Origin of the sequence: Sporosarcina koreensis (assembly GCF_001531445.1) — a bacterium.
GTDB lineage: Bacteria > Bacillota > Bacilli > Bacillales_A > Planococcaceae > Sporosarcina > Sporosarcina koreensis_C.
Genome location: NZ_LQYA01000195.1, coordinates 20,230 through 40,750 on the forward strand (window position 1 = coordinate 20,230; position 20,521 = coordinate 40,750).

The following is a 20,521-nucleotide window of genomic DNA, read 5'->3' on the forward strand; positions in this document are numbered from 1 at the left end:
TCGCAGAAACAGATTTTCTTATTACGACGGGCGGCGTATCTGTCGGTGATTATGATTATTTGCCAGCCATTTACGAAAAGCTCGGCGCGAAGGTTTTATTCAACAAAGTGGCGATGCGCCCAGGCAGTGTAACGACTGTCGCGGTTCTTGGAGAGAAATACTTATTTGGACTTTCCGGCAATCCTTCCGCCTGCTTCACAGGATTCGAACTGTTTACAAGGCCTGCAATTCTTGCGATGATGGGAGGAACAGACCCTTATATGCCAAGGATGACGGCGATGTTGGGCGAGGATTTTACGAAGCCGAATCCGTTCATGCGTTTCATCAGGGCGACTTGGAAGTTGACGTCGGATGGAGTGATTGCGGTGCCAGCGGGATTCAATAAATCGAATGCCGTATCGTCAATTGCCCGAGGGAATTGCCTGATTGTACTGCCGAGCGGAACGAGGGGCTTTGCCGAAGGGGATGAAGTCGATATCCTGCTCGTCGGCAGTGAACAGGGCGCCGGCGAATGGACACTATGAAGACGTTCCAAGTCGTCGGCTATAAAAATAGCGGCAAGACGACGTTGGTTGCGAGATGGGTTCGTTTATTGAAGAAGAACGGGTTATCTGTCGCAGTGTTGAAGCATCATGGGCATGGCGGGAAGCCGGACATGAGCGAGCCCGCAACCGACACGGCACGGTTCTTAGCAAGTGGAGCGAATGCAACGCTCGTTGCGGGCGGCGGAGCGATTCAATTCAATTGGAATGAAGAACCCGGTTTCGACAAACTTAAAGAATTAGCTACGATTGGAAAGCCGGATGTGTTATTGATTGAAGGATATAAAGGTGAGACAGGGGGCAAAGTTGTTTTGCTGCGCAATGAAGAGGATTGGGATACGCTCCGTCACTTGCAAGGGCGGCAGCTCGTGATCGGGTGTCCGGAAATTTCGGTGGATTGCCCCCATATTCATTCGCGCGAGCAGATTGAACAGATCGATGAATGGTTTGTGAAGTGGATTGGAAGGGTAGATGACGATGAAACAATATGAAATTGTAGAAACTCCGATAGAGGTTCAAAAATATATGGATTATGTGCTTCATCCTTCAGCCGGCGCTGTCACAGTTTTCACGGGCAATGTGCGGGAGTGGACGCATGGAGTGAAGACACTATACCTATCGTATGAAGCATACGTCCCGATGGCAGAAAAGAAAATGGCGGAAATCGGTGCAGAAATGGAAGCGAAATGGCCGGGCGTACGCGTAGCAATCGCACACCGGATCGGAGAACTGCAAATTTCGGATATTGCCGTCGTCATTGCTGTTTCCTCACCGCATCGAAAAGCGGCTTACGAGGCGAATGAATATGCCATCGACCGGATTAAAGAAGTTGTACCGATCTGGAAAAAGGAAATTTGGGAAGACGGGGAAGAGTGGATCGGTGCTCAGAAGAAATATCCTGAAAAGGGGGTTGAACAAAAATGATCAAAGTGAATTATTTTGCGAGGCTGCGTGAATTGACAGGTAAAGGAGAAGAGACGCTTGACCGTGATTCGATGACGGTGGCAGAATTGCTGAACTGGGCGGAAAAATCCTATCCTGGGTTTGGGGCGGATAATGTCCAAGTGGCGGTGAATGAAGAGTATGCATTGAAAGAAGATGTCATCCAATCCGGTGACGTATGTGCATTCATTCCTCCGGTGAGCGGCGGCTGATGAAGACGGCTGGAATTGTTCTTGCTGGCGGTTTGTCGAGCCGGTTCGGTTCTCCGAAGGCATTTGCCGAGTGGGAGGGTCGTCCTTTCTATGAATTATCATTGGAAGCCTTGTCGCCGTTTTGTGAAGAGTGCATTGTTGTGACGCGCCCCGAATTGGTGGAACGGTTTCCCGAAGGTTTGCATATTACGACAGATATCGCACCTTTTGAAGGACAAGGCCCAATTGCGGGGATTTTGTCGGGAATAGAAAAACTGCGCGCGGAACGTTATATCGTTTTGCCATGTGATATGCCTTTCATGACAGCTGATGTGATCGAGCGGCTGTTGGAATGCCATGGTTCTGGCGTGACGGCTGTCGTTTTGGACGGAAAATATCACCCACTCGTATCCGTATGGGATGCCGCTGTGCTTCCGGATTTGCGAGAAGCGCTTGAAAATGGGAAGCGGCGGGTAATGGATGTCCAAGAGAAACATGGTGTCCGGTGGATTGAAGGCGAATTGCTGACGGAAGAGGACGCTAGCCAGATTTTCATGAATGCGAATACTCCGGATGTCTTGGAAGGGAGTTGACGAAGATGAATCCAATTGTCGATAAATTAGGCCGACCGATCCGGGACTTACGGATTTCGGTGACAGACCGCTGTAATTTCAGGTGCACGTATTGCATGCCGAAGGAAATTTTCGGTGATGATTATGTGTTTTTGCCGAAAAGTGAGCTATTGTCATTTGAAGAAATGGAGCGGTTTGCGAAGCTATTTGCATCTCTAGGCGTGAAGAAGCTGCGACTGACAGGCGGCGAGCCTTTAATGCGACGCGACCTGCCCGACTTGATTGCAAAGCTGACAAAGATTGAAGGAATCGAAGACATCGGATTGACGACGAATGGCGTGCTGCTCGGTCAATATGCACAACCGCTGTATGACGCGGGCCTTCGTCGCTTGAATATGAGCTTGGATGCGATGGATCCGGAACTGTTCGGAAAAATGAACGGGCGCGGCATTAAGCCTGAGCTCATCTTGAAAAATATCGATCGCGCGAAGGAAATTGGATTCACGATCAAAATGAATATGGTCATACAAAAAGGTGTGAATGAAAGCGAAATTCTCCCGATGGCGGCGTATTTTAAGGAACGCGGCATTACCTTGCGTTTCATCGAGTTCATGGACGTCGGCAATGACAACGGCTGGAGCTTCGAGAAAGTCGTGACGAAGAAGGAAATCTATGGAATGCTGCGGGCGGAATACGAGATGGAGCCTGCCGAAGAGGAGTATTACGGCGAAGTGGCGAAGCGTTACCGGTATTTGGACAACGGGGCTGAAGTTGGCTTTATTACATCGGTTTCGGAATCATTCTGCTCAACTTGTACGCGGGCAAGGCTTTCATCGGATGGGAAGCTGTATACTTGCTTGTTTGCTTCATCCGGATTTGATTTACGGGAATTGATCCGCAGCGGCATGTCGGACGAAGAGCTGCTCGAAGCGATTACGGGTGTCTGGCAAGGCCGCAGCGACCGTTATTCAGACGAGCGGACGGAACAGACGGTGAAAAACCGGAAGAAGATCAATATGAGTTATATTGGTGGCTGATTGATGGGTGCTTCGCTAGTTGCGGAGCACTTTTTGTCATGTTGAAGATAGGTCTTAAATCACGAAATGATACTAACTCTTGGGGAACGATCGATAACTGTTTGGGCGGCCATTTAGGTTAATAAGGAATTGTGAGTATAGTTCTAAAGTCATGAAATGGTGATAAGTTTTATGATTCAATAGAAAGCTATCCATATTCAATAGATAATCCACGCGATTCAATAGATAACTCCCCATATTCAATCGATATAATTGTGAACTCGATAGATAACCATGAAAAAGAACCGACTGAATTATGCTAAAATAAATGAAACAGGAGGGATTGCGATGAAACCGACTATCTTTATTACAAGAAAGCTGCCCGATGAGCTCGTGGCGCCATTAAAAGAAAAGTTCACTGTCCGGATGTGGGATTCGGAAGAGGTGGCGGTGACAAAAGCTGTATTGAGGGAAGAAATTGCGCAAGTCGATGCGCTCTGGACGATGTTATCGGATACGATCGACCGCGATATGCTGGAAAGCGCTGCAAACCTAAAAGTGATTTCCAATTTGGCAGTCGGTTTCAATAATATTGATATAGAAGCGGCGAAGGAGAAAGGCATTATCGTGACGAATACGCCCGATGTGCTGACGGAAACGACCGCGGACCTTGCATTCGGCTTGCTGCTCGCCACGGCGCGCCGTTTCAATTCAGCAGAAAAGGATTTGCGGCAAGGCGGCTGGCTTTCATGGACGCCGATGGGCTTTACAGGAATGGATATACACGGGACAACCCTAGGGATTATTGGCATGGGCCGGATCGGTGAGGCGGTTGCGCGCAGGGCGAAAGGGTTCAACATGCATGTGCTCTACCACAATCGCAACCGCAAGCTTGAAACAGAAGAAAAGTATGACGTCGAATATGTCGAACTGGACGACCTATTAAAACAGGCCGATCATGTTGTGATTCTCGTGCCTTTCACCGAAGAGACAAAAGAGATGATCGGCGAACGGGAGTTGTCCCTCATGAAGAAAACGGCAACTCTTATCAGTGTTTCACGCGGAGGCATTGTCGATGAAGTCGCCCTATATGACGCGTTGAAAAATGAAACGATCTTCGCGGCGGGGCTGGACGTTTTTGAAACGGAGCCGATTCCTCTCCGGCATCCACTGCTCACATTGCCGAACATTACAGCGGTTCCGCATATCGGAAGTGCAAGCGTCGAAACGCGCCGTGCCATGATGAAAATGAACGTAGAAGCAATCACAGATGTGCTTGAGGGGAGAGAACCGAAGGACCAGGTAAATTCATTAGCTTCTGCAAGATAGCCAGTTCCTGCCAACCATCCGTTACGTATATGCATTCGCGTCACAATCTTTTGATAATGGGAATAAGTAATTGTCCTTGATAATAGATTGTACTAGCTGAAAATACGGGAAATAACTTCGGTTAGAGCTTCTTCGAACGAAGTGCAAATAGAAACGGAATGGAGGAAAGGGAAATTGAATGCAATTATTGTTGCGGTGGCAGGGATGATTGTTTTTGCGTTGGGTTACCGGTTTTATTCGAAATTTGTCGCTGAAAAGATCTTTAGATTAGATCCGAATTATGTGACGCCGGCGCATCGGTACAAAGATGGAGTCGACTTTGTACCGACGAATAAGCTTGTCCTTTGGGGACACCATTTCACATCGGTCGCAGGCGCAGCGCCGATATTGGGGCCTGCAATTGCCGTCTACTGGGGCTGGCTGCCAGCCTTGCTTTGGGTCGTGCTTGGAACGGTTTTTGCTGCTGGAGTCCATGATTTCGGAACTTTGGTGTTATCCGTTCGCCATAAAGGCCAATCGGTTGGTACGTTAGCGCACCGCCTCATTGGACAACGGGCGAAAATTCTGTTTTTGTTCATTATCCTCATTTTAGTGTTGATGGTGAATGCAGTATTTGCTTGGGTCATCTCCAATTTGTTCATTAAATTCCCCGCAAGCGTTTTGCCGGTTTTCATTCAAATTCCTCTGGCGATTTGGATCGGCACCGCCGTTTATAAGCGGCAGAAAAAGTTGCTTGTTCCTTCGCTGATCGCTTTGGCTGTTATGTATATTACGGCAGTTATCTCCAGCAAAGTGGGCTTTTTGCAGATTGATCTTGTGAAGTACATGGGCGGGACGGAAGGAACCGGTCTGTTTGGACTTGGTGCAGTATCAACGGCATTCTTCATTTGGATTGTCATTCTAATGGTGTATGTCTATTTTGCTTCCACACTACCGGTTTGGCGCCTGTTGCAGCCGCGTGATTTCATCAACTCACACCAACTGGTAGTCGGGCTTGGCATTCTCTACTTGGGCTTGCTTTTCGCAAATCCTACGATTACGGCTCCTATGACGAATGCAACATCTGACGTATCGTGGTTCCCGCTTCTGTTCATTACAATTGCATGCGGAGCGATATCAGGTTTCCACGGACTCGTTTCGTCCGGCACTTCATCCAAGCAGCTGAATAAAGAGACGGATGCCCGATTTGTCGGCTATCTTGGAGCAGTCGGCGAGGGTATTTTAGCACTTGTCTCCATCATTGCGGTCATCACCTTCTTCCCCAATAAAGATGCATTCCTCGCAACCTACAGCAGTTTCGGTGCAGCAAATGGCTCCGGATTGACTGTTTTCGTAGAAGGGGCCAGTAAATTGGCGACTAGCTTGTATATACCAGCTGATGTGGCAACGACAATCGTATCGATCATTGTCATTAGCTTCGCCGCCACGACATTGGATACTTCAGTCCGGCTTATGCGATACATCATTGCGGAATTGGGCATGGAATACAACATGCCGAAGCTGTCAAAGAAGCATGTGGCGACATCGATTGCGGTATTATCAAGTGCAGCACTTGTGCTTCTGCCGGAAGGACCGAATGGATTCGGATCCGGCGGATATTTGCTCTGGCCTTTGTTCGGAACGGCGAATCAATTGTTGGCCGGCATTAGTTTACTGCTGATCGCAGTTTGGCTTAAGCGGCTTGGCAGGAATTATATGGTGGCCATCATTCCGATGATCTTCCTGCTATTCATGACACTGTTGGCGATGTTTAAGCAAGTGGTCTATGAATGGTCATGGTTCGGTTCAAGCTCGAACTGGCTGCTTTTCATTTTTGGCGCCATCATTTTCGTCTTTGCTGTTTGGATCATCTTGACTGCATTCTCTGCCTTGTCCAGCAAAGATAATCAACAAATCTCAACGGACTTGGATGATTAATAGGTGGAGGTAATGATAGATTCCCTGAAAAGACTGATTAACTACTATGAAGAAGTCATTAGTTTGCCCCATCGCCGGGAAATTGCTTCAGAGTTACGGGATGAAGAGGATCTCTTTTTCCTCCTCCTTTATTCCGAAATGATCGGGATTCCGAATCCGGCATATTATTACACATTGGAACTCTATCCGTATATGATCGAAAAATTCCACGAATGGCATTTGCGCATGGGCATGGAGAAGTCTCCGATGCATGGCATCCGCTGTTGCTGAAATGAGGGGGAAACGATGGACGTACTGATGAAACAAATCATTTTTGTTGGTGGAAAGGGCGGAGTAGGCAAATCGACAACGGCGGCGGCCATTGCACACCACTTATCCGCATCCGGGAACCGCACACTTTTAGTATCGACGGATCCGGCCCACAATGTCGGCGACATATTCGGCAGGACGATCGGCGGCAAGCCGGTGGAGGTGGCGGAACGGTTGGTTGCGCTTGAAATCGATCCGCAGCTTGAGACGGAACGGTACATTGCAGGCGTGAAGAATAACATAAAGGGCGTCGTCCATTCCAGTATGATGGAGGAAGCGCACCGCCAATTAGACACTGCAAAAGCTTCTCCAGGTGCAGATGAAGCGGCTCTTTTTGATAAACTGATTACGATCATTTTGGAGGAGCGCGAGGGTTTTGACAAAATCGTGTTCGACACCGCGCCAACCGGCCATACAATCCGCTTGCTGTCGCTTCCTGAACTGATGGGTGTGTGGATTCATGGCTTATTGGAAAAACGAAAAAAGGCGAATGTTAATTACTCGCGTCTGCTTAATGACGGAGAGCCGGTGGAAGATCCGATTTTTGAAGTGTTGGCAAAGAGGCAGCACCGCTTTGCCCGAGTCCGTGAACTATTAATGGATCCGCAGACAACAGGTTTTATTTTCGTTATGAACCCGGAGCGGCTGCCAATTTTGGAAACGGAAAAAGCAATCCAATTGCTGAACCGGCATTCACTTCAAGTGAAATCGATTGTTGTCAATAAGATGCTCCCTGTACAGGTCGAGGGTGAGTTTTGGAATGAACGGAAAGAGCTTGAGCGGAAATATGTAGAGATAATAGAGAGGACGTTTAAGAACCAAGACATCCTTTATGTTCCTCTTTTTCAGGGAGATATTACGAGCTATCAGGATTTGGCTCGGTTTAGTGAACAATTAGTGTAAGAAAAGAAGGCAATCTTAGTGGGAAATTAACCTAAGATTGCCTTCTTGCTTAGCGAAATTAATTTTTCATGAACGCCGCAATTGCTTCATTCACAAAATAAGCGCCGAGCTTCACAGTCTTCCCGTTTTCATCCAAAGCGGGATTCACTTCACAAATGTCGAATGACCGGGTCTTTTCATGCCCAGTGACCTTTCGGATAATCGCGCGCACGGTAGACGGCTCAATTCCGAACGGGGAAGTCGCGCTTACGCCTGGGGCAAACGCCGCATTCAAGACGTCAGTACATAACGTCAACATCACTGCATCATGCTTGTCCATGAAGGCATCCAATGAATCCATCAAATTTTCGAGCTGGCCGGGGATCATTTCATCCTCATGTATGTATGTGGCGCCAAGCAGATCGGCACGGTCGAACAGTTCCTGCGTATTCCCGTACCGCTGGATGCCTGTGACAAAATAGCTCGCATTCGCATCATTCTCCAAAATCTGTCTAAACATCGTGCCAGAAGACGACTGCTCGTCGTAAGGCCGCAAATCGAAATGGGCATCTATGTTGACGATGCCAAGAGAGGCGTCCGGACCTAGGAATTCACGGACCCCCAGATAATGACCGTACAGGGTTTCATGCCCGCCGCCGAGAATGATTGGTGTCACCCTGTTTGAAAGCAGCGTTCCTACCGCCTTTCCCAGTTGAATCTGGGCAGCTTCCAACTCTGCGCCTATACAAGCAATGTTGCCGACGTCAAATAGCTGGGTAGTTTCAGGGAATCTCCACGGCAGATTTGCCAGCCCGGTGCGCAATGCGTTAGGAGCTTTTGCCGAGCCGAGCCGCCCTTTATTCCGCCGGACGCCTTCCTCGCATTCAAATCCGATAATGGCACACCCGTCCTTCGCCGCATGCATATCTACCGTTTCGACAACTTGATGATAACGGAAAGTCGCTCGGTCTGCCACATCATCAATCCTTCCTGTCCAAATGGATTCATTCATAACCCTCATCCCTTTCCAAAGAAGACTTCTTGCCTTCAGTATATAGCTAGATTATGATTATTCCAACTATCGATTGAGAAGAGGTTGATATTATGAAAATCCGACTGCTCATCAAAGACCCACTCGAAGCGCAAGGGCTGAAATGGCTGCTTACATCCCAATGGAATGACGTCCAAGTGGATATTGCGGAGGGGACTGACGCTGCCGACGACGCATACCTCTACATCATCGACATGACCTACATCATGACAGCGGAATTCGAACTGCCGCCTCACGCAATCTGGCTCGGCATTTCCTCCGAAAGGACATTCCAAACAGTCTACAAAGCACTCTCCCTAAAAGCGGAAGACATCCTCTTCCGGCCATTCCAGCCCGACCGGCTCGTCAAACAAGTCCAGCAAATCCGCTTCCGTTGGCGGAATGAAAAGACGCAGCTAAAAGGCCCCGTCCAACCGAGGGAAGCAGTCGTCACATACGAAGACTTTCTCATCGGCGAGACAAAGGCGGAAACCCCAGTGCTTTTCAGTTTAATCGCGCCATCGCGGTTGGAGGAGCTCAACCATCTCGTCCGCGAACTCGAATTGCACGATTTTCCGCTCGTATATAATATTTTCCCGTTTTCAGATTTTGTGTTAGTCGTCCATAAATTGAAAGATCTTCACGTTCTTCATGAAGCATATTCGATCTTTTTTGCCCAATGGAAACGCCAATCGGACGCATTGCTGACGATTTATTTGCATGCGGATGAAAACAGGACGTACCGCGAACTTTATAAAAAAATGCGCAAGTATCACGAGCGGATCTTCTATGACGGCTATGATATTCTGACGATCGAGCAGGACGATCTTCATTGGCGTGACATGGATCCGTTTTTATCACCGCTCGAGCAGCGGAAATGGGTGGAGATGCTTGAGAAACGGCAGATGGCAGAAATCCGAGAGTGGATGGAACAGGATTTCCTGACGCTTGAATCGCCATTCCCAGATCCTGAAATGGTCCGTGTCAGGTTGACGAGTATACTCGCGCAAATCCGACGGTATATGACCGCAAAATCATTGAAGTCGCAGGCAGTGGAAAAGGCGTACCATGCATTGTTTGAAACGGTCATCCGCGAGCCGGTCATGTACCATATCATTCAATCCTTCATCGGGTTCATTGTGGAATTGCTGCAGTCTTCCGCCGGTCAATCGCATCGCGAAGGCAGCTTGGTCGAAAAAGTCCAGGAACGGATTGCGGCAAATTATTGGGATGCTTCCTGGAGTTTGGCGGCGTGCGCCGACGAGTTGAAGTTTCACAAAAGCACGTTAAGCCGCAAGTTTGCGAAGGAGGCAGGGGAGCCTTTCAGCGAGGCATTGCTGAAAATGCGCATTGAGGAAGCGAAGCGTCTGTTGACGGAAACCGACCTTCCCGTTGCGGAAGTGTCAAAATCTGCAGGCTTCACGCATTCCACATATTTTAGCCGACGGTTCAAAGAGGAGACGGGGATGACGCCTTATCAGTTCAGGATGAGGTAGAGAGTGAGTGAAAGAAAAAGCAGTGAAGAATGGAAATTGCTTTTCACCAACAATCTAGGGACAAATTGTTTAACGGTGGTTTGAATAGATAGAGACAAAGAATAGGAAGTGCGAAATGGGATATGATTGGGAAACGTGTTCCCCTGAAGTAAAGGACTTTATTTGCGACGTTAAAAAAGGTATTCAAAAGATTATAATAGAAGATTTTGTTGGTTTTTATATACACGGTTCTTTGGCAATGGGAGGATTTAATCCGAATAGTAGCGATATCGATATTCTCGTTGTTACAAACAAGGCAATGGATGTTAAAGTTAAAAGGCTATTAGCACAGTTCTTCTTGGGATATTCAAATTCCCCATTCCCAGTGGAAATTAGTTTTTTAAACAAAAATCAGTTAAAGGACTGGCAGCATCCTTGTCCATTTGATTTTCATTATAGTGAATTTTGGAGAGAACGGTATCAAGATGATTTGATATGGAATACATTCAAATTTTTAAATAAAGATAGTAGCATTGATGCAGACTTGGCGGCTCATATTACAATAACCAACCACAGGGGTATATGTGTAGATGGTGATTCTATTGATAAGGTATTTCCAATAGTTCCGAGAAAAGATTATATCTCTTCAATAGCGGCTGATTTTCTGGACTGTTTGCGGAATATTGAAGATGAACCGGTTTATTGTTCACTAAACTTAATGAGGGTATTTTGGTATTTAAAAGAAGGGGTTATTTCATCGAAGCAAGAAGCCGGTAACTGGGGGCTAAAGATATTGCCGCAAGACTTGCAGATAACACTTAAAAAAGCGATTAATATCTACACGGGTAAGAAAGATAATAGTCCTTTTGTTAAAAATGAATTGTTCTTTTTAAGAGATTATATAGCTGAAAAGGTGGAATGCTTGTACAAAATAGAGCTTGAATAATTTACCGTAAAAGGACGCGATTGTGAAACAAACTACGCACATCTTCTGGAAATGAAGGACGTAAAAACTTTTAGATCTAAGAGTTTTACGTCCTTTTTCTATTGCCGATTTACTATTAAAGTTTAATCTAATCGGACTATTTTTCATTTTTTATACCCGCCAACCGAACCGTTAGCTTTTCTTCACTGCATTCTATTCAAAATTTCTTCTGGAAAAACGGTGTTTTTTTCAAAGCCAGGCAAAGCGGTATGGCAATCAGCAGACCGACAGCGCTTTGAATGAGGTCACCCGGGATGGATGCCAGTGGCGCAACCCAGTTGTTGTACATAATTCCTTGCCCGATATAGTACACGGCCAGCATGACCGGTGTGGATGCAACGGCTGCCAAGATGTTGAGTCGAACGCTATCTCCTCGGTGACCGTTCGACCAAGCGATCTTCCCGACGATATAGCCTTGCAAAGCGCGGGCAACAATGGTCGTTGGCGCCCAAATGATCCAGCCGCCAAAAATATCGAACAAGCCCATCCCGATGGCTCCAGCCAACGCTCCCTTTTTCGGGCCGAATAAAATCGCAACGATGAAAAGTGCACCTGTCCCTAAATGGATCAAGCCGCCCTGACCGATCGGAAGTTTGATATTGATGAAGACAGTTGATACGAGGACAAGCGTCGACAAAATGGCTGTAAGCACTAAATCAAATGTTTTTGCACGTGTTTTCGTTGTGGGTTGTATAATCACTAAGTCGGTTTCCGATTGTTTTTTGCGTTGTATGATTTGCATATGCGAATCCACTTCCTCACTACATGGAATTTTGATACCTTTCATTTTACTGGAGGTCTGACCATTACAAAAGTGCCAGTTCACTGAAAGTAATAGGGGTCAGATAGTGGAGAGGAAATTGTGTTTCTTTGTATTCGTGCTTTTCCCTTCTTGTGGTACGATGGAGGAAGTGCAAGTATCGACGTGTTAGGTGGGAATTTTAATGAAAAAAGTTGCGGTCATCCAAGACATGTCATCCTTCGGAAAGTGCTCGCTTACAGCGGCTATCCCGGTCTTATCCGTGATGGGGGTGCAGGCAGTGCCGCTGCCGACTGCCATATTGACGTCGCAAACAGAGTATCCGAGCTATTATTGTGAGGATTTGACATCTAAAATGCATCATTTTGTAGACGAGTGGAGCAAGTTGGGCGCTGCTTTTGACGGCATTCATACGGGTTTTGTGACAGGCAAAGAGCAAATCGAAAATATCTTTTCATTTTTACATACATTTTACAAGGAAGAGACAACGCTTCTTGTCGATCCGGTAATGGGCGATCGGGGAGAGATGTATGACGTTTTTTCGGATGAGCTGATTGGCTATATGAAGGAACTTGTGAAGCGAGCGGATATCATTACGCCTAACGTAACGGAGTGCTGTCTACTGACGGGTCTGTCTTATGATAGTTTGCAAAATTATCAGGCTAATGAGGATTATTTATCCGCGATTGAGGAAGTGGGGCGGCAGTTGCAGTCGTCAACAAACGCGAAAGTCATCATTACCGGCTTGAATCCGCCAGCTATTTCGGAAACAAGATACGTCGGCAATATGTTTATCGAAGGATCCCGCACCTTTCACAGTCTTCAGGAATATAACGGAAAAAGCTATTCCGGAACGGGTGATTTATTTGCATCCGTCATTATGGGCGGCATGATGCGCGGCCAAGACGTCGCAGAGACAATGGAGCTTGCGGAGAAATTTTTATCTGCCGCAATCGAAGCGACCGTGAAGGAACGGATTATAAGCCAAGACGGTGTGAATTTCGAAACGTTTTTAGGGATGTTGCTTTAATAGAGTGAACTGTTTCTTGGTAGGTCGAGAAATGGTTCACTCTTTTATTCGATAGTAATGAAAATTAAATTCGTCAAAATTATTCACAAAATAAATATTGATTAGTCAATAAAGTATAGTTTTGCAATTAATTCATAAACAATTATCTGAACCTTCCATATAGAATGATAGTAACGAAAGGGAGGTCATCAGAAAATGAAAGCGGATACAGTGGAGAAAGTCGTTCAATATACAGGCACTGAATTGAATACGAAGGGGTGGCAACAGGAGGCGGCGCTTCGGATGCTTATGAATAATTTGCATCCTGATGTGGCGGAGCATCCTGAGAAGCTCGTCGTTTATGGGGGAATCGGAAAGGCGGCGCGCAACTGGGAAAGCTTTGACGCCATTGTCCGTTCTTTGAAGGAACTTGAGAATGATGAAACATTATTGATCCAATCGGGTAAACCGGTTGCAATTTTTAAATCACATACAGACGCACCTCGCGTGTTGATTGCCAACTCGAATATCGTTCCGGCTTACGCCAATTGGGATACGTTCCATGAGCTCGACAAGAAGGGCTTGATGATGTACGGACAAATGACGGCGGGCAGCTGGATTTATATCGGGTCGCAAGGAATCGTGCAAGGGACGTATGAAACGTTTGCAGAGCTTGCGAAACAGCATTTCGGAGAGTCATTGAAAGGGACGATCACGTTGACGGCAGGTCTCGGCGGCATGGGCGGTGCGCAGCCATTGGCGGTGACGATGGCAGGCGGCGTCTGCATCGGCATCGAAGTCGATGAAACGCGAATCGATCGCCGAATTGAAACACGCTACACGGATGTCAAAACGGACTCCCTTGATGAAGCGATCCGTTTAGCGGAAGAGGCGAAGGCCGAAGGGAAGGCGCTATCAATCGGTCTTCTCGGGAATGCGGCGGATGTATTGCCAGAAATGATTGCGCGTGGGTTCAATCCGGATGTATTGACGGATCAAACGTCTGCGCATGACCCGTTGAATGGCTATATTCCATCCGGCATGTCGCTTGAAGAGGCGGCGGAACTTCGTGCTGCGGATCCGGATGAGTACGTGACAAGTTCGAAAGCTTCGATGGCGAAACATGTTGCGGCGATGATCGAGATGATGGATAAAGGCGCTATCACATTCGACTACGGGAACAATATCCGTCAAGTGGCGAAGGATGAAGGCGTTGAAAGGGCCTTTGACTTCCCTGGATTCGTTCCGGCGTATATCCGTCCGCAATTCTGCGAAGGGAAAGGACCTTTCCGCTGGGTGGCGCTTTCCGGAGACCCGGAAGATATCCGGAAAACGGATAAAGTCATTTTACGCGAATTCAGCTACAATACGCATCTTTGCAATTGGATCCGAATGGCGCAGGAAAAAATTCAGTTCCAAGGGCTTCCTTCAAGGATTTGCTGGTTAGGATACGGCGAACGTGCACGTTTCGGGAAGATCATCAACGACATGGTCGCAAGCGGCGAATTAAGTGCGCCGATCGTCATCGGGCGTGATCACCTCGATTCAGGTTCAGTTGCTTCTCCGAACCGTGAGACAGAAGCTATGAAGGACGGCTCGGATGTTGTTTCCGACTGGCCGATCTTAAACGCGATGATTAACGCGGTCGGGGGGGCGACTTGGGTGTCTGTCCATCATGGCGGTGGCGTTGGGATGGGGTATTCCCAGCATGCGGGCATGGTGATTGTCGCGGATGGAACGAAGGAAGCGGAAGTGCGACTTGAGCGTGTGTTGACTTCGGATCCTGGAATGGGAATCGCACGACATGTCGATGCGGGCTATGATCTCGCGATTCAAACAGCGAAGGAAAAAGGGGTAAACATCCCTATGATGGAAGGATGAAAATCTTGAAACCAATCTGGATCAAACATGCAGCACAACTGGCGACAATTGCGGGTGAAAACGGGCCGCGTAAACGCAAGGAAATGTCCGAACTAGGCATTATCGAAGACGGCAGTGTGTGGATTGAAAATGGCGTCATTGCAGCGATCGGGACGACCGAGGAATTGGAGCGCCAGTACAGTGAGCGGGCTTCGGAAGCGGATATCATTGACGCAACGGGCCGTCTCGTAACGCCTGGCCTCGTTGATCCGCATACGCATGTTGCTTATGGCGGCAGCCGAGAGCGTGAATTTGAAATGCGTCTTGAGGGTGCGACGTATATGGAAATCATGAATGCGGGCGGCGGCATCCATGCGACAACGCGGATGACGCGTGAAGCGACAGAAGATGAACTCGTGGAGCAAACATTGCGCAGATTGGATTCATTCCTAAAGCACGGTGTCACAACTGTCGAAGGGAAAAGCGGTTATGGACTCGATCTTGAAACGGAGCTGAAGCAGCTGCGGACGATGAAGCGGTTGAATGAAATCCATCCGATCGACCTTGTGCCGACATTCATGGGTGCGCATGCCGTTCCGCAAGAATATAAAGGCAACGAAGATGAATATATTGATAGCATTATTAATGACATGCTTCCTGTCGTTGCGGAAGAGAAGCTTGCAGTTTTCAACGATGTGTTCTGCGAAGTTGGCGTGTTTACACCGGAGCAGTCGGAGCGTATTTTGGAGGCTGGAAAGAAACTCGGGTTGATTCCAAAAATTCATGCGGACGAAATTGAGTCGTATGGTGGAGCAGAGCTTGCGGCGAAAGTCGGAGCCATTTCGGCGGAGCATCTATTGAAGGCGTCTGACGAAGGGATTAAGCAAATGGCAGAAGCGGGAGTAATCGCTTGTTTATTGCCGGCAACTGCTTTGTACTTGCGCGAAGATGCTGCTAAGGGACGGCAAATGGTCGATGAAGGGGTTGCAGTCGCCATTTCGACGGACTGCAATCCAGGTTCTTCACCGACGACTTCTATGCCGCTTGTCATGAATTTGGCGTGCATCTCGATGAGGTTGACACCTGCGGAAGTGCTTGTCGCGGCGACGATGAATGCCGCTTGCGCCATCCGGATGGAGGACAAAGTCGGTTCGCTCGAAGTCGGCAAGCAAGGGGATGTCGTCTTGTGGAACATCTCGAACTATCAGGAGCTTCAATATTTATTCGGCGTGAATCATGTCGATAAAGTGTGGAAAAAGGGAGAACAGGTCGTAGGTTGAGACCAGCCGTGGATGAACAGATTGGTGTTTCATTCACGGCTTTCCTTTAACGGAAGTTATTGGAACATTGAGAGAAGGGGGAAAGTTTATGGCGCAAGTGGGGGAGAAAGTGAAAACGCAATCGAATCCTGGTATGTGGAAGTTTTTCGTCTTTAGCGCTATCGGGGCATTCATGTTTTTTGTTCCGGTCACGATTGGCGGAAAGAGTTCGATCATGCTGGATCATATTGTCACATGGATTCAAACGCATGGTAGTGGGGCGCTGCCGTATTATGCATTGGTCGTCATTCTTGCCGGAGCAGTCTATCCGTTCGTCTCGGGTACATGGAAAAAATCGACTGTAAATATGGTTTTTTCGTTTTTTAAAGTGATTGGTTTAGTCGTCGGCATCATGCTTGTGTTTAATGTTGGGCCGGCATGGTTATTTGACCCCGATATGGGACCGTTCCTGTTGAATAAATTAGTAATTCCCGTAGGATTATTAGTTCCAATCGGTGCGGTATTCTTAGCTTTATTAGTCGGGTACGGCTTATTGGAATTTATCGGCGTCCTCGTACAGCCGATCATGCGTCCAATTTGGAAGACGCCGGGCAGGTCAGCGATCGATGCCGTTGCTTCGTTTGTTGGTTCGTATTCTTTAGGGTTGTTGATCACAAACCGTGTGTATAAGGAAGGGAAATATACGGCGAAGGAAGCCGCCATCATTGCGACGGGGTTCTCGACGGTTTCCGCGACATTCATGGTCGTTGTCGCGAAGACGCTCGACTTGATGAGTATGTGGAATTTGTATTTCTGGACGACGTTGGTTGTCACATTTGCCGTCACGGCCATTACGGTACATTTATGGCCGTTGCGCTCGATTAAAAATGAGTATTATGAAGGTTCGACGCCGCAGCCTGAAGCGAAGCCGGAAGGGAAGCGTATCGCGACTGCCTGGACTGAAGCGATGGAGACGGTCTCAAAAGCACCGACGTTCATGCAAAATATCGTGGCAAACGTAAAAGACGGATTGTTGATGGCGATGGCTATCCTGCCTTCCATCCTATCCATCGGTCTATTGGGGCTTGTGTTGGCAGAGTTTACGCCTGTCTTTGATTGGCTCGGCTATATTTTCTATCCGTTCACTTGGGCACTGCAGTTGCCTGAGCCGATGTTAGTCGCAAAAGCGAGTGCGCTCGGCATTGCGGAAATGTTCCTGCCGGCATTGCTCGTCGTGGAATCTGCATTGGTCGTCAAGTTTGTCATTGCGGTTGTATCAGTTTCGTCGATCATCTTCTTCTCGGCAGTCGTGCCTTGTATCGTATCGACGGAAATCCCGATTTCCATTCCGCAGCTGATTGCTATTTGGGTGCAACGAGTTATTTTGACAATCGTAATTGTGACACCAATTGCATATTTATTGCTATAGATGAAGTTTGAAACACCCGGGAAGCCCCGGGTGTTTTTAGTTTCAATCATTTCCCGACATATATCGATCATTTCCCAAGATGTATGGCCATTTTGGGACTTTTGGCCTCATAAAAAGTGGAGCGATGCGACATCCCGTCCCCACGTTTGATATGATGAAGGAAAGCAACAAAAGGGGGTTATATGATGATTGGCAGAAACGATCCTTGCACGTGCGGAAGTGGGAAGAAATATAAGAAATGCTGTGGCAAGAAGGGTCCCGATTTAGTCGGGCTGATTGTGAATGAAGAATTGGATCAAGTCCTCGGCAACTTCTTCGAGCATTATCCGAAAGGGGACGAGCGAAAAGAGATGACCCGCATGATGCGGGAATGGATTCTCCGTCTTTCGGACAGCTGGAGCAAGGAAGATATTGAAGAGGCAGCGGGTGAATTTTATTTATTTGTATACAATCCGAATTGCTGGCATGAATACATACAGGAACAGCTAGGAAAAGCGAAGCGCGAGACGGTGCTTTCAGTGTTGAAAGCTTGGGACGAGCCTTTCATGCTTTTGGCCGAAGTGATTGGTGCGGACGATGGTATGTTGGAAGTCCGTCAGTTATTCACAGAAGAAATCTATCATGTCACCCGAAATGAAGGGATGCCTGTCGACCCGGGAACATTGATGTTCGGCTCGGTGCTGCGGGATCCCCGGAAAAGGGAGGACGCGATTGCGCCGATTTCTTCGATGATGTTCCTCGCGAAATGGAGCAAGCAAACGAAGCAATCGCTCATGGAATTGCGCGAAGCCCACGAAGGGAAGACGGCGGAGGAATTCATTCGTGCGCATGCGCTTACTATTTATGAGCTATTCATTAAACGAAGTGTGGCATCGCTGAACGAATTGGTCGAGGAAGTGCTCGTCCGTTCGCAATTGGATGCATTGAAAGCGTTGGAAGTGGCGTTGCGTGAACTCGGACAAGACGCCGATGCAAGAGAAATCATGCACAAATTAGCGGTCGCGTACTTCATGAATATCCAGCAGGAAATCGCCTCGCAAAATGATTTTGTTGCCGCCGCTGTTTGGACGGGTGCGAAGCTCGGTGTTGTGAGGGGGCTGGAAGATACAGAGACGGAAATCGTGTCTCGATATGGAGCATCCGCTAATGGGATGAAGCCGTTTGTTGAAGACTTGTCCTCCTTATACGAAGAAATGATGGGCAGCTTCGACGAGCTGATGGCGAACGTTGTTTACGACATTGGTACAGATCCGCGGTCTTCAGAAAAAGGACTTTGGGAAACAGCGATGACGACGGCTGGTGTCGTTCAAACGGAACGGAAACCGAATGTGGATGAAGGAAGGGCGCAAATGCTCGCATACGAAGCGTATGCCGCGGAAAGCCAGGTAGAACGGCGAGAGCTTGCTGCGAAGTCATTGTCAATTTCACCGGAGCTTACGGATGCGCTATTGCTGGCAGCAGAAATTGAAGAAGATCCCGGAAAAGCGTCCACCTTATTCGAAAAGGCGATCCGCAATGCGAGCAAGACGTTCGAGCCGGGTGAAAACCCTTGGATGAACATCCCGAATCGGCCATTTATGCGTGCCGCATTTGTATACGGCGTCCATTTATTTAAAATGGGAGAATTTGACGAAGCGGCGGATGTGTTCAAGGATCTCGTCCGGATGAACCCGACGGATAATCAAGGTGCGCGCTTTGAAGCAGTAGCTTGTTTGATCCATGCCGAGCGATTTAACGAAGCTGCTGAACTGATGGTCCGCTATGAAAAAGGTTCGCAAAGTGATGCAACATATTTATACCTTGATTGGAAATTGGAGCATGATGCATCTGGTGGGAAATCGGAAGAAGCTAGGGAAATGCTCGAAAAAGCGGCGAAAGCGAATGGACACGTCATGCATTTGATGACGTTCAAGGCGAAGACGATCGACTATCCGAAACAGATGAACATCCAACCGGGAAGTGAAGAGGAAGCGCGCTATATTTGGCTGTTGTTGAATAGCGCGCATTGAGATAATGCGTGAGTTTTGACGTTTATGAGCGGATTTGGCGATTTATGCGCATATGGGAGCAGTTATGCGTCGATACATGAATTTATGCGCGTCTAGCGGCAGTTATGCGTGGCTTTACAAATTTATGCGTTTATAGCACAAGAAAAACCGGAACGCCGAGGCGTTCCGGTTTTCTCATTCATTTACCGCCAAGCATATTGAACAATCCACCCGCAATGCTGCCTTCGTCGCGTGAGCCGCCGCCTGGAGTTTGCGGTGCTGCTGCGAAGACACGGCTTGCGAGTCTGGAGAATGGCAATGATTGGACCCACACTTTTCCAGGTCCTTTCAATGTTGCGAAGAACAATCCTTCGCCGCCGAACAATGCCGTCTTGACTCCTTTCACCATTTCAATATTGTAATTGACGTCCTGTGTCATAGCGACGAGGCAACCTGTATCGACACGCAGCGTCTCTCCTGGAGAAAGGGTTTTCTCGATGATTGTTCCACCGGCATGTACGAAAGCCATGCCGTCCCCTTCAAGCTTTTGCATGATGAAACCTTCGCCGCCGAAAAAGCCGACGCCAAGTTTCCGTTGAAATTCAACCCCGACAGAAACACCTTTTGCTGCTGCTAAGAATGCATCCTTCTGGCAGACAATCTTGCCGTTATATTGGCTTAAATCCATCGGGATGATTTTACCGGGATACGGAGCTGCAAAAGAGGCATGCTTTTTGCCGGATCCTTCGTTTGTGAATGTTGTCATGAATAAACTTTCCCCGGTCAGTAAGCGTTTTCCGGCTCCCATCAGCTTGCCCATGATGCCTCCGCCGGAACTGCCTGAGCCGTCCCCGAAGATTGTCTCCATTTCGATTCCGTCTTCCATCATCATCAATGAACCCGCCTCCGCGACGACTGTTTCGCCCGGATCCAATTCCACCTCTACAAATTGCATATCGTCCCCGTACAGTTTGAAGTCGATTTCGTGATTGTTCATAATATGCCCCCCTAAAAGTTTAGTTGCTG

At 47.9% G+C, this 20,521-nt stretch carries 20 protein-coding genes; 17 read left to right on the plus strand and 3 right to left on the minus strand.

Annotated features, from left to right (window positions below):
* The 10 genes from AWV70_RS24815 to AWV70_RS17275 all read left to right on the plus strand — a co-directional run.
* Positions 1–524, plus strand: a 524-nt coding sequence (locus tag AWV70_RS24815; RefSeq protein WP_235588731.1) for a molybdopterin-binding protein, incomplete at its 5' end; no start/stop codon positions are given.
* Complete coding sequence (gene mobB, locus AWV70_RS17235; RefSeq protein ID WP_060209709.1) at positions 512–1,033, plus strand: molybdopterin-guanine dinucleotide biosynthesis protein B; 522 nt, start codon at positions 512–514, stop codon at positions 1,031–1,033. The genes AWV70_RS24815 and mobB, both read left to right, overlap by 13 nt.
* Positions 1,020–1,466, plus strand: coding sequence for a molybdenum cofactor biosynthesis protein MoaE (locus AWV70_RS17240; RefSeq protein WP_060209712.1), 447 nt, complete (start codon positions 1,020–1,022; stop codon positions 1,464–1,466). Before mobB ends, AWV70_RS17240 begins: the two co-directional genes overlap by 14 nt.
* Positions 1,463–1,696, plus strand: coding sequence for a molybdopterin converting factor subunit 1 (gene moaD / locus AWV70_RS17245; protein WP_060209714.1), 234 nt, complete (start codon positions 1,463–1,465; stop codon positions 1,694–1,696). The genes AWV70_RS17240 and moaD overlap by 4 nt, the downstream gene beginning before the upstream one ends.
* Positions 1,696–2,268, plus strand: coding sequence for a molybdenum cofactor guanylyltransferase (gene mobA, locus AWV70_RS17250; protein ID WP_060209715.1), 573 nt, complete (start codon positions 1,696–1,698; stop codon positions 2,266–2,268). The genes moaD and mobA overlap by 1 nt, the downstream gene beginning before the upstream one ends.
* Before the next feature lie 5 nt (positions 2,269–2,273).
* Positions 2,274–3,284 (plus strand): GTP 3',8-cyclase MoaA, encoded by a 1,011-nt coding sequence (gene moaA / locus AWV70_RS17255; RefSeq protein ID WP_060209717.1) that lies wholly within the window; start codon positions 2,274–2,276, stop codon positions 3,282–3,284.
* A 327-nt stretch (positions 3,285–3,611) separates the two neighbouring features.
* Complete coding sequence (locus AWV70_RS17260) at positions 3,612–4,592, plus strand: 2-hydroxyacid dehydrogenase (RefSeq protein ID WP_060209719.1); 981 nt, start codon at positions 3,612–3,614, stop codon at positions 4,590–4,592.
* A gap of 174 nt (positions 4,593–4,766) precedes the next feature.
* Positions 4,767–6,509: a carbon starvation CstA family protein gene (locus AWV70_RS17265; RefSeq protein ID WP_060209721.1), complete on the plus strand. Its 1,743-nt coding sequence runs from the start codon at positions 4,767–4,769 to the stop codon at positions 6,507–6,509.
* A gap of 12 nt (positions 6,510–6,521) precedes the next feature.
* Positions 6,522–6,779, plus strand: coding sequence for a cory-CC-star protein (locus AWV70_RS17270; RefSeq protein ID WP_060209723.1), 258 nt, complete (start codon positions 6,522–6,524; stop codon positions 6,777–6,779).
* A 15-nt stretch (positions 6,780–6,794) separates the two neighbouring features.
* A complete protein-coding gene (locus AWV70_RS17275; protein WP_060209725.1) occupies positions 6,795–7,721 on the plus strand; it encodes an ArsA family ATPase in 927 nt (308 codons plus the stop codon).
* 58 nt (positions 7,722–7,779) lie between these two features.
* Here the strand turns inward: AWV70_RS17275 and hutG are convergent, their stop codons facing one another.
* Complete coding sequence (gene hutG, locus AWV70_RS17280) at positions 7,780–8,712, minus strand: formimidoylglutamase (RefSeq protein WP_414714848.1); 933 nt, start codon at positions 8,710–8,712, stop codon at positions 7,780–7,782.
* Between the two features lie 92 nt (positions 8,713–8,804).
* Between hutG and AWV70_RS17285 the strand changes: the two genes are divergently transcribed.
* On the plus strand, positions 8,805–10,226 hold the full coding sequence (locus AWV70_RS17285; RefSeq protein WP_060209729.1) for a helix-turn-helix transcriptional regulator: 1,422 nt from the start codon (positions 8,805–8,807) through the stop codon (positions 10,224–10,226).
* Positions 10,227–10,341: 115 nt separating this feature from the next.
* Entirely contained in the window at positions 10,342–11,151 is an 810-nt protein-coding gene (locus tag AWV70_RS17290) for an aminoglycoside adenylyltransferase domain-containing protein (protein ID WP_060209731.1), read from the plus strand.
* 196 nt (positions 11,152–11,347) lie between these two features.
* Here the strand turns inward: AWV70_RS17290 and AWV70_RS17295 are convergent, their stop codons facing one another.
* Positions 11,348–11,932 carry an ECF transporter S component gene (locus AWV70_RS17295; RefSeq protein ID WP_060209733.1) on the minus strand — a complete coding sequence of 195 codons (585 nt, stop codon included), beginning with the start codon at positions 11,930–11,932 and terminating at the stop codon, positions 11,348–11,350.
* A 202-nt stretch (positions 11,933–12,134) separates the two neighbouring features.
* On the opposite strand from AWV70_RS17295, the gene AWV70_RS17300 reads away from it, so the two are divergent.
* From AWV70_RS17300 to AWV70_RS17320, 5 genes are all read left to right on the plus strand, one after another.
* Positions 12,135–12,980, plus strand: coding sequence for a pyridoxamine kinase (locus AWV70_RS17300; protein ID WP_060209735.1), 846 nt, complete (start codon positions 12,135–12,137; stop codon positions 12,978–12,980).
* 195 nt (positions 12,981–13,175) lie between these two features.
* Positions 13,176–14,840 carry a urocanate hydratase gene (gene hutU / locus AWV70_RS17305; protein ID WP_060209737.1) on the plus strand — a complete coding sequence of 555 codons (1,665 nt, stop codon included), beginning with the start codon at positions 13,176–13,178 and terminating at the stop codon, positions 14,838–14,840.
* A gap of 2 nt (positions 14,841–14,842) precedes the next feature.
* Complete coding sequence (gene hutI / locus AWV70_RS17310; protein WP_276525651.1) at positions 14,843–16,099, plus strand: imidazolonepropionase; 1,257 nt, start codon at positions 14,843–14,845, stop codon at positions 16,097–16,099.
* 88 nt (positions 16,100–16,187) lie between these two features.
* Entirely contained in the window at positions 16,188–17,507 is a 1,320-nt protein-coding gene (locus AWV70_RS17315) for a YjiH family protein (RefSeq protein ID WP_060209739.1), read from the plus strand.
* A 182-nt stretch (positions 17,508–17,689) separates the two neighbouring features.
* Positions 17,690–19,516 carry a tetratricopeptide repeat protein gene (locus AWV70_RS17320; RefSeq protein WP_082713681.1) on the plus strand — a complete coding sequence of 609 codons (1,827 nt, stop codon included), beginning with the start codon at positions 17,690–17,692 and terminating at the stop codon, positions 19,514–19,516.
* A gap of 178 nt (positions 19,517–19,694) precedes the next feature.
* On the opposite strand, the gene AWV70_RS17325 is transcribed toward AWV70_RS17320, so the two are convergent.
* Positions 19,695–20,492, minus strand: coding sequence for a TIGR00266 family protein (locus tag AWV70_RS17325; RefSeq protein ID WP_060209744.1), 798 nt, complete (start codon positions 20,490–20,492; stop codon positions 19,695–19,697).
* Between the last annotated feature and the right edge of the window lie 29 nt (positions 20,493–20,521).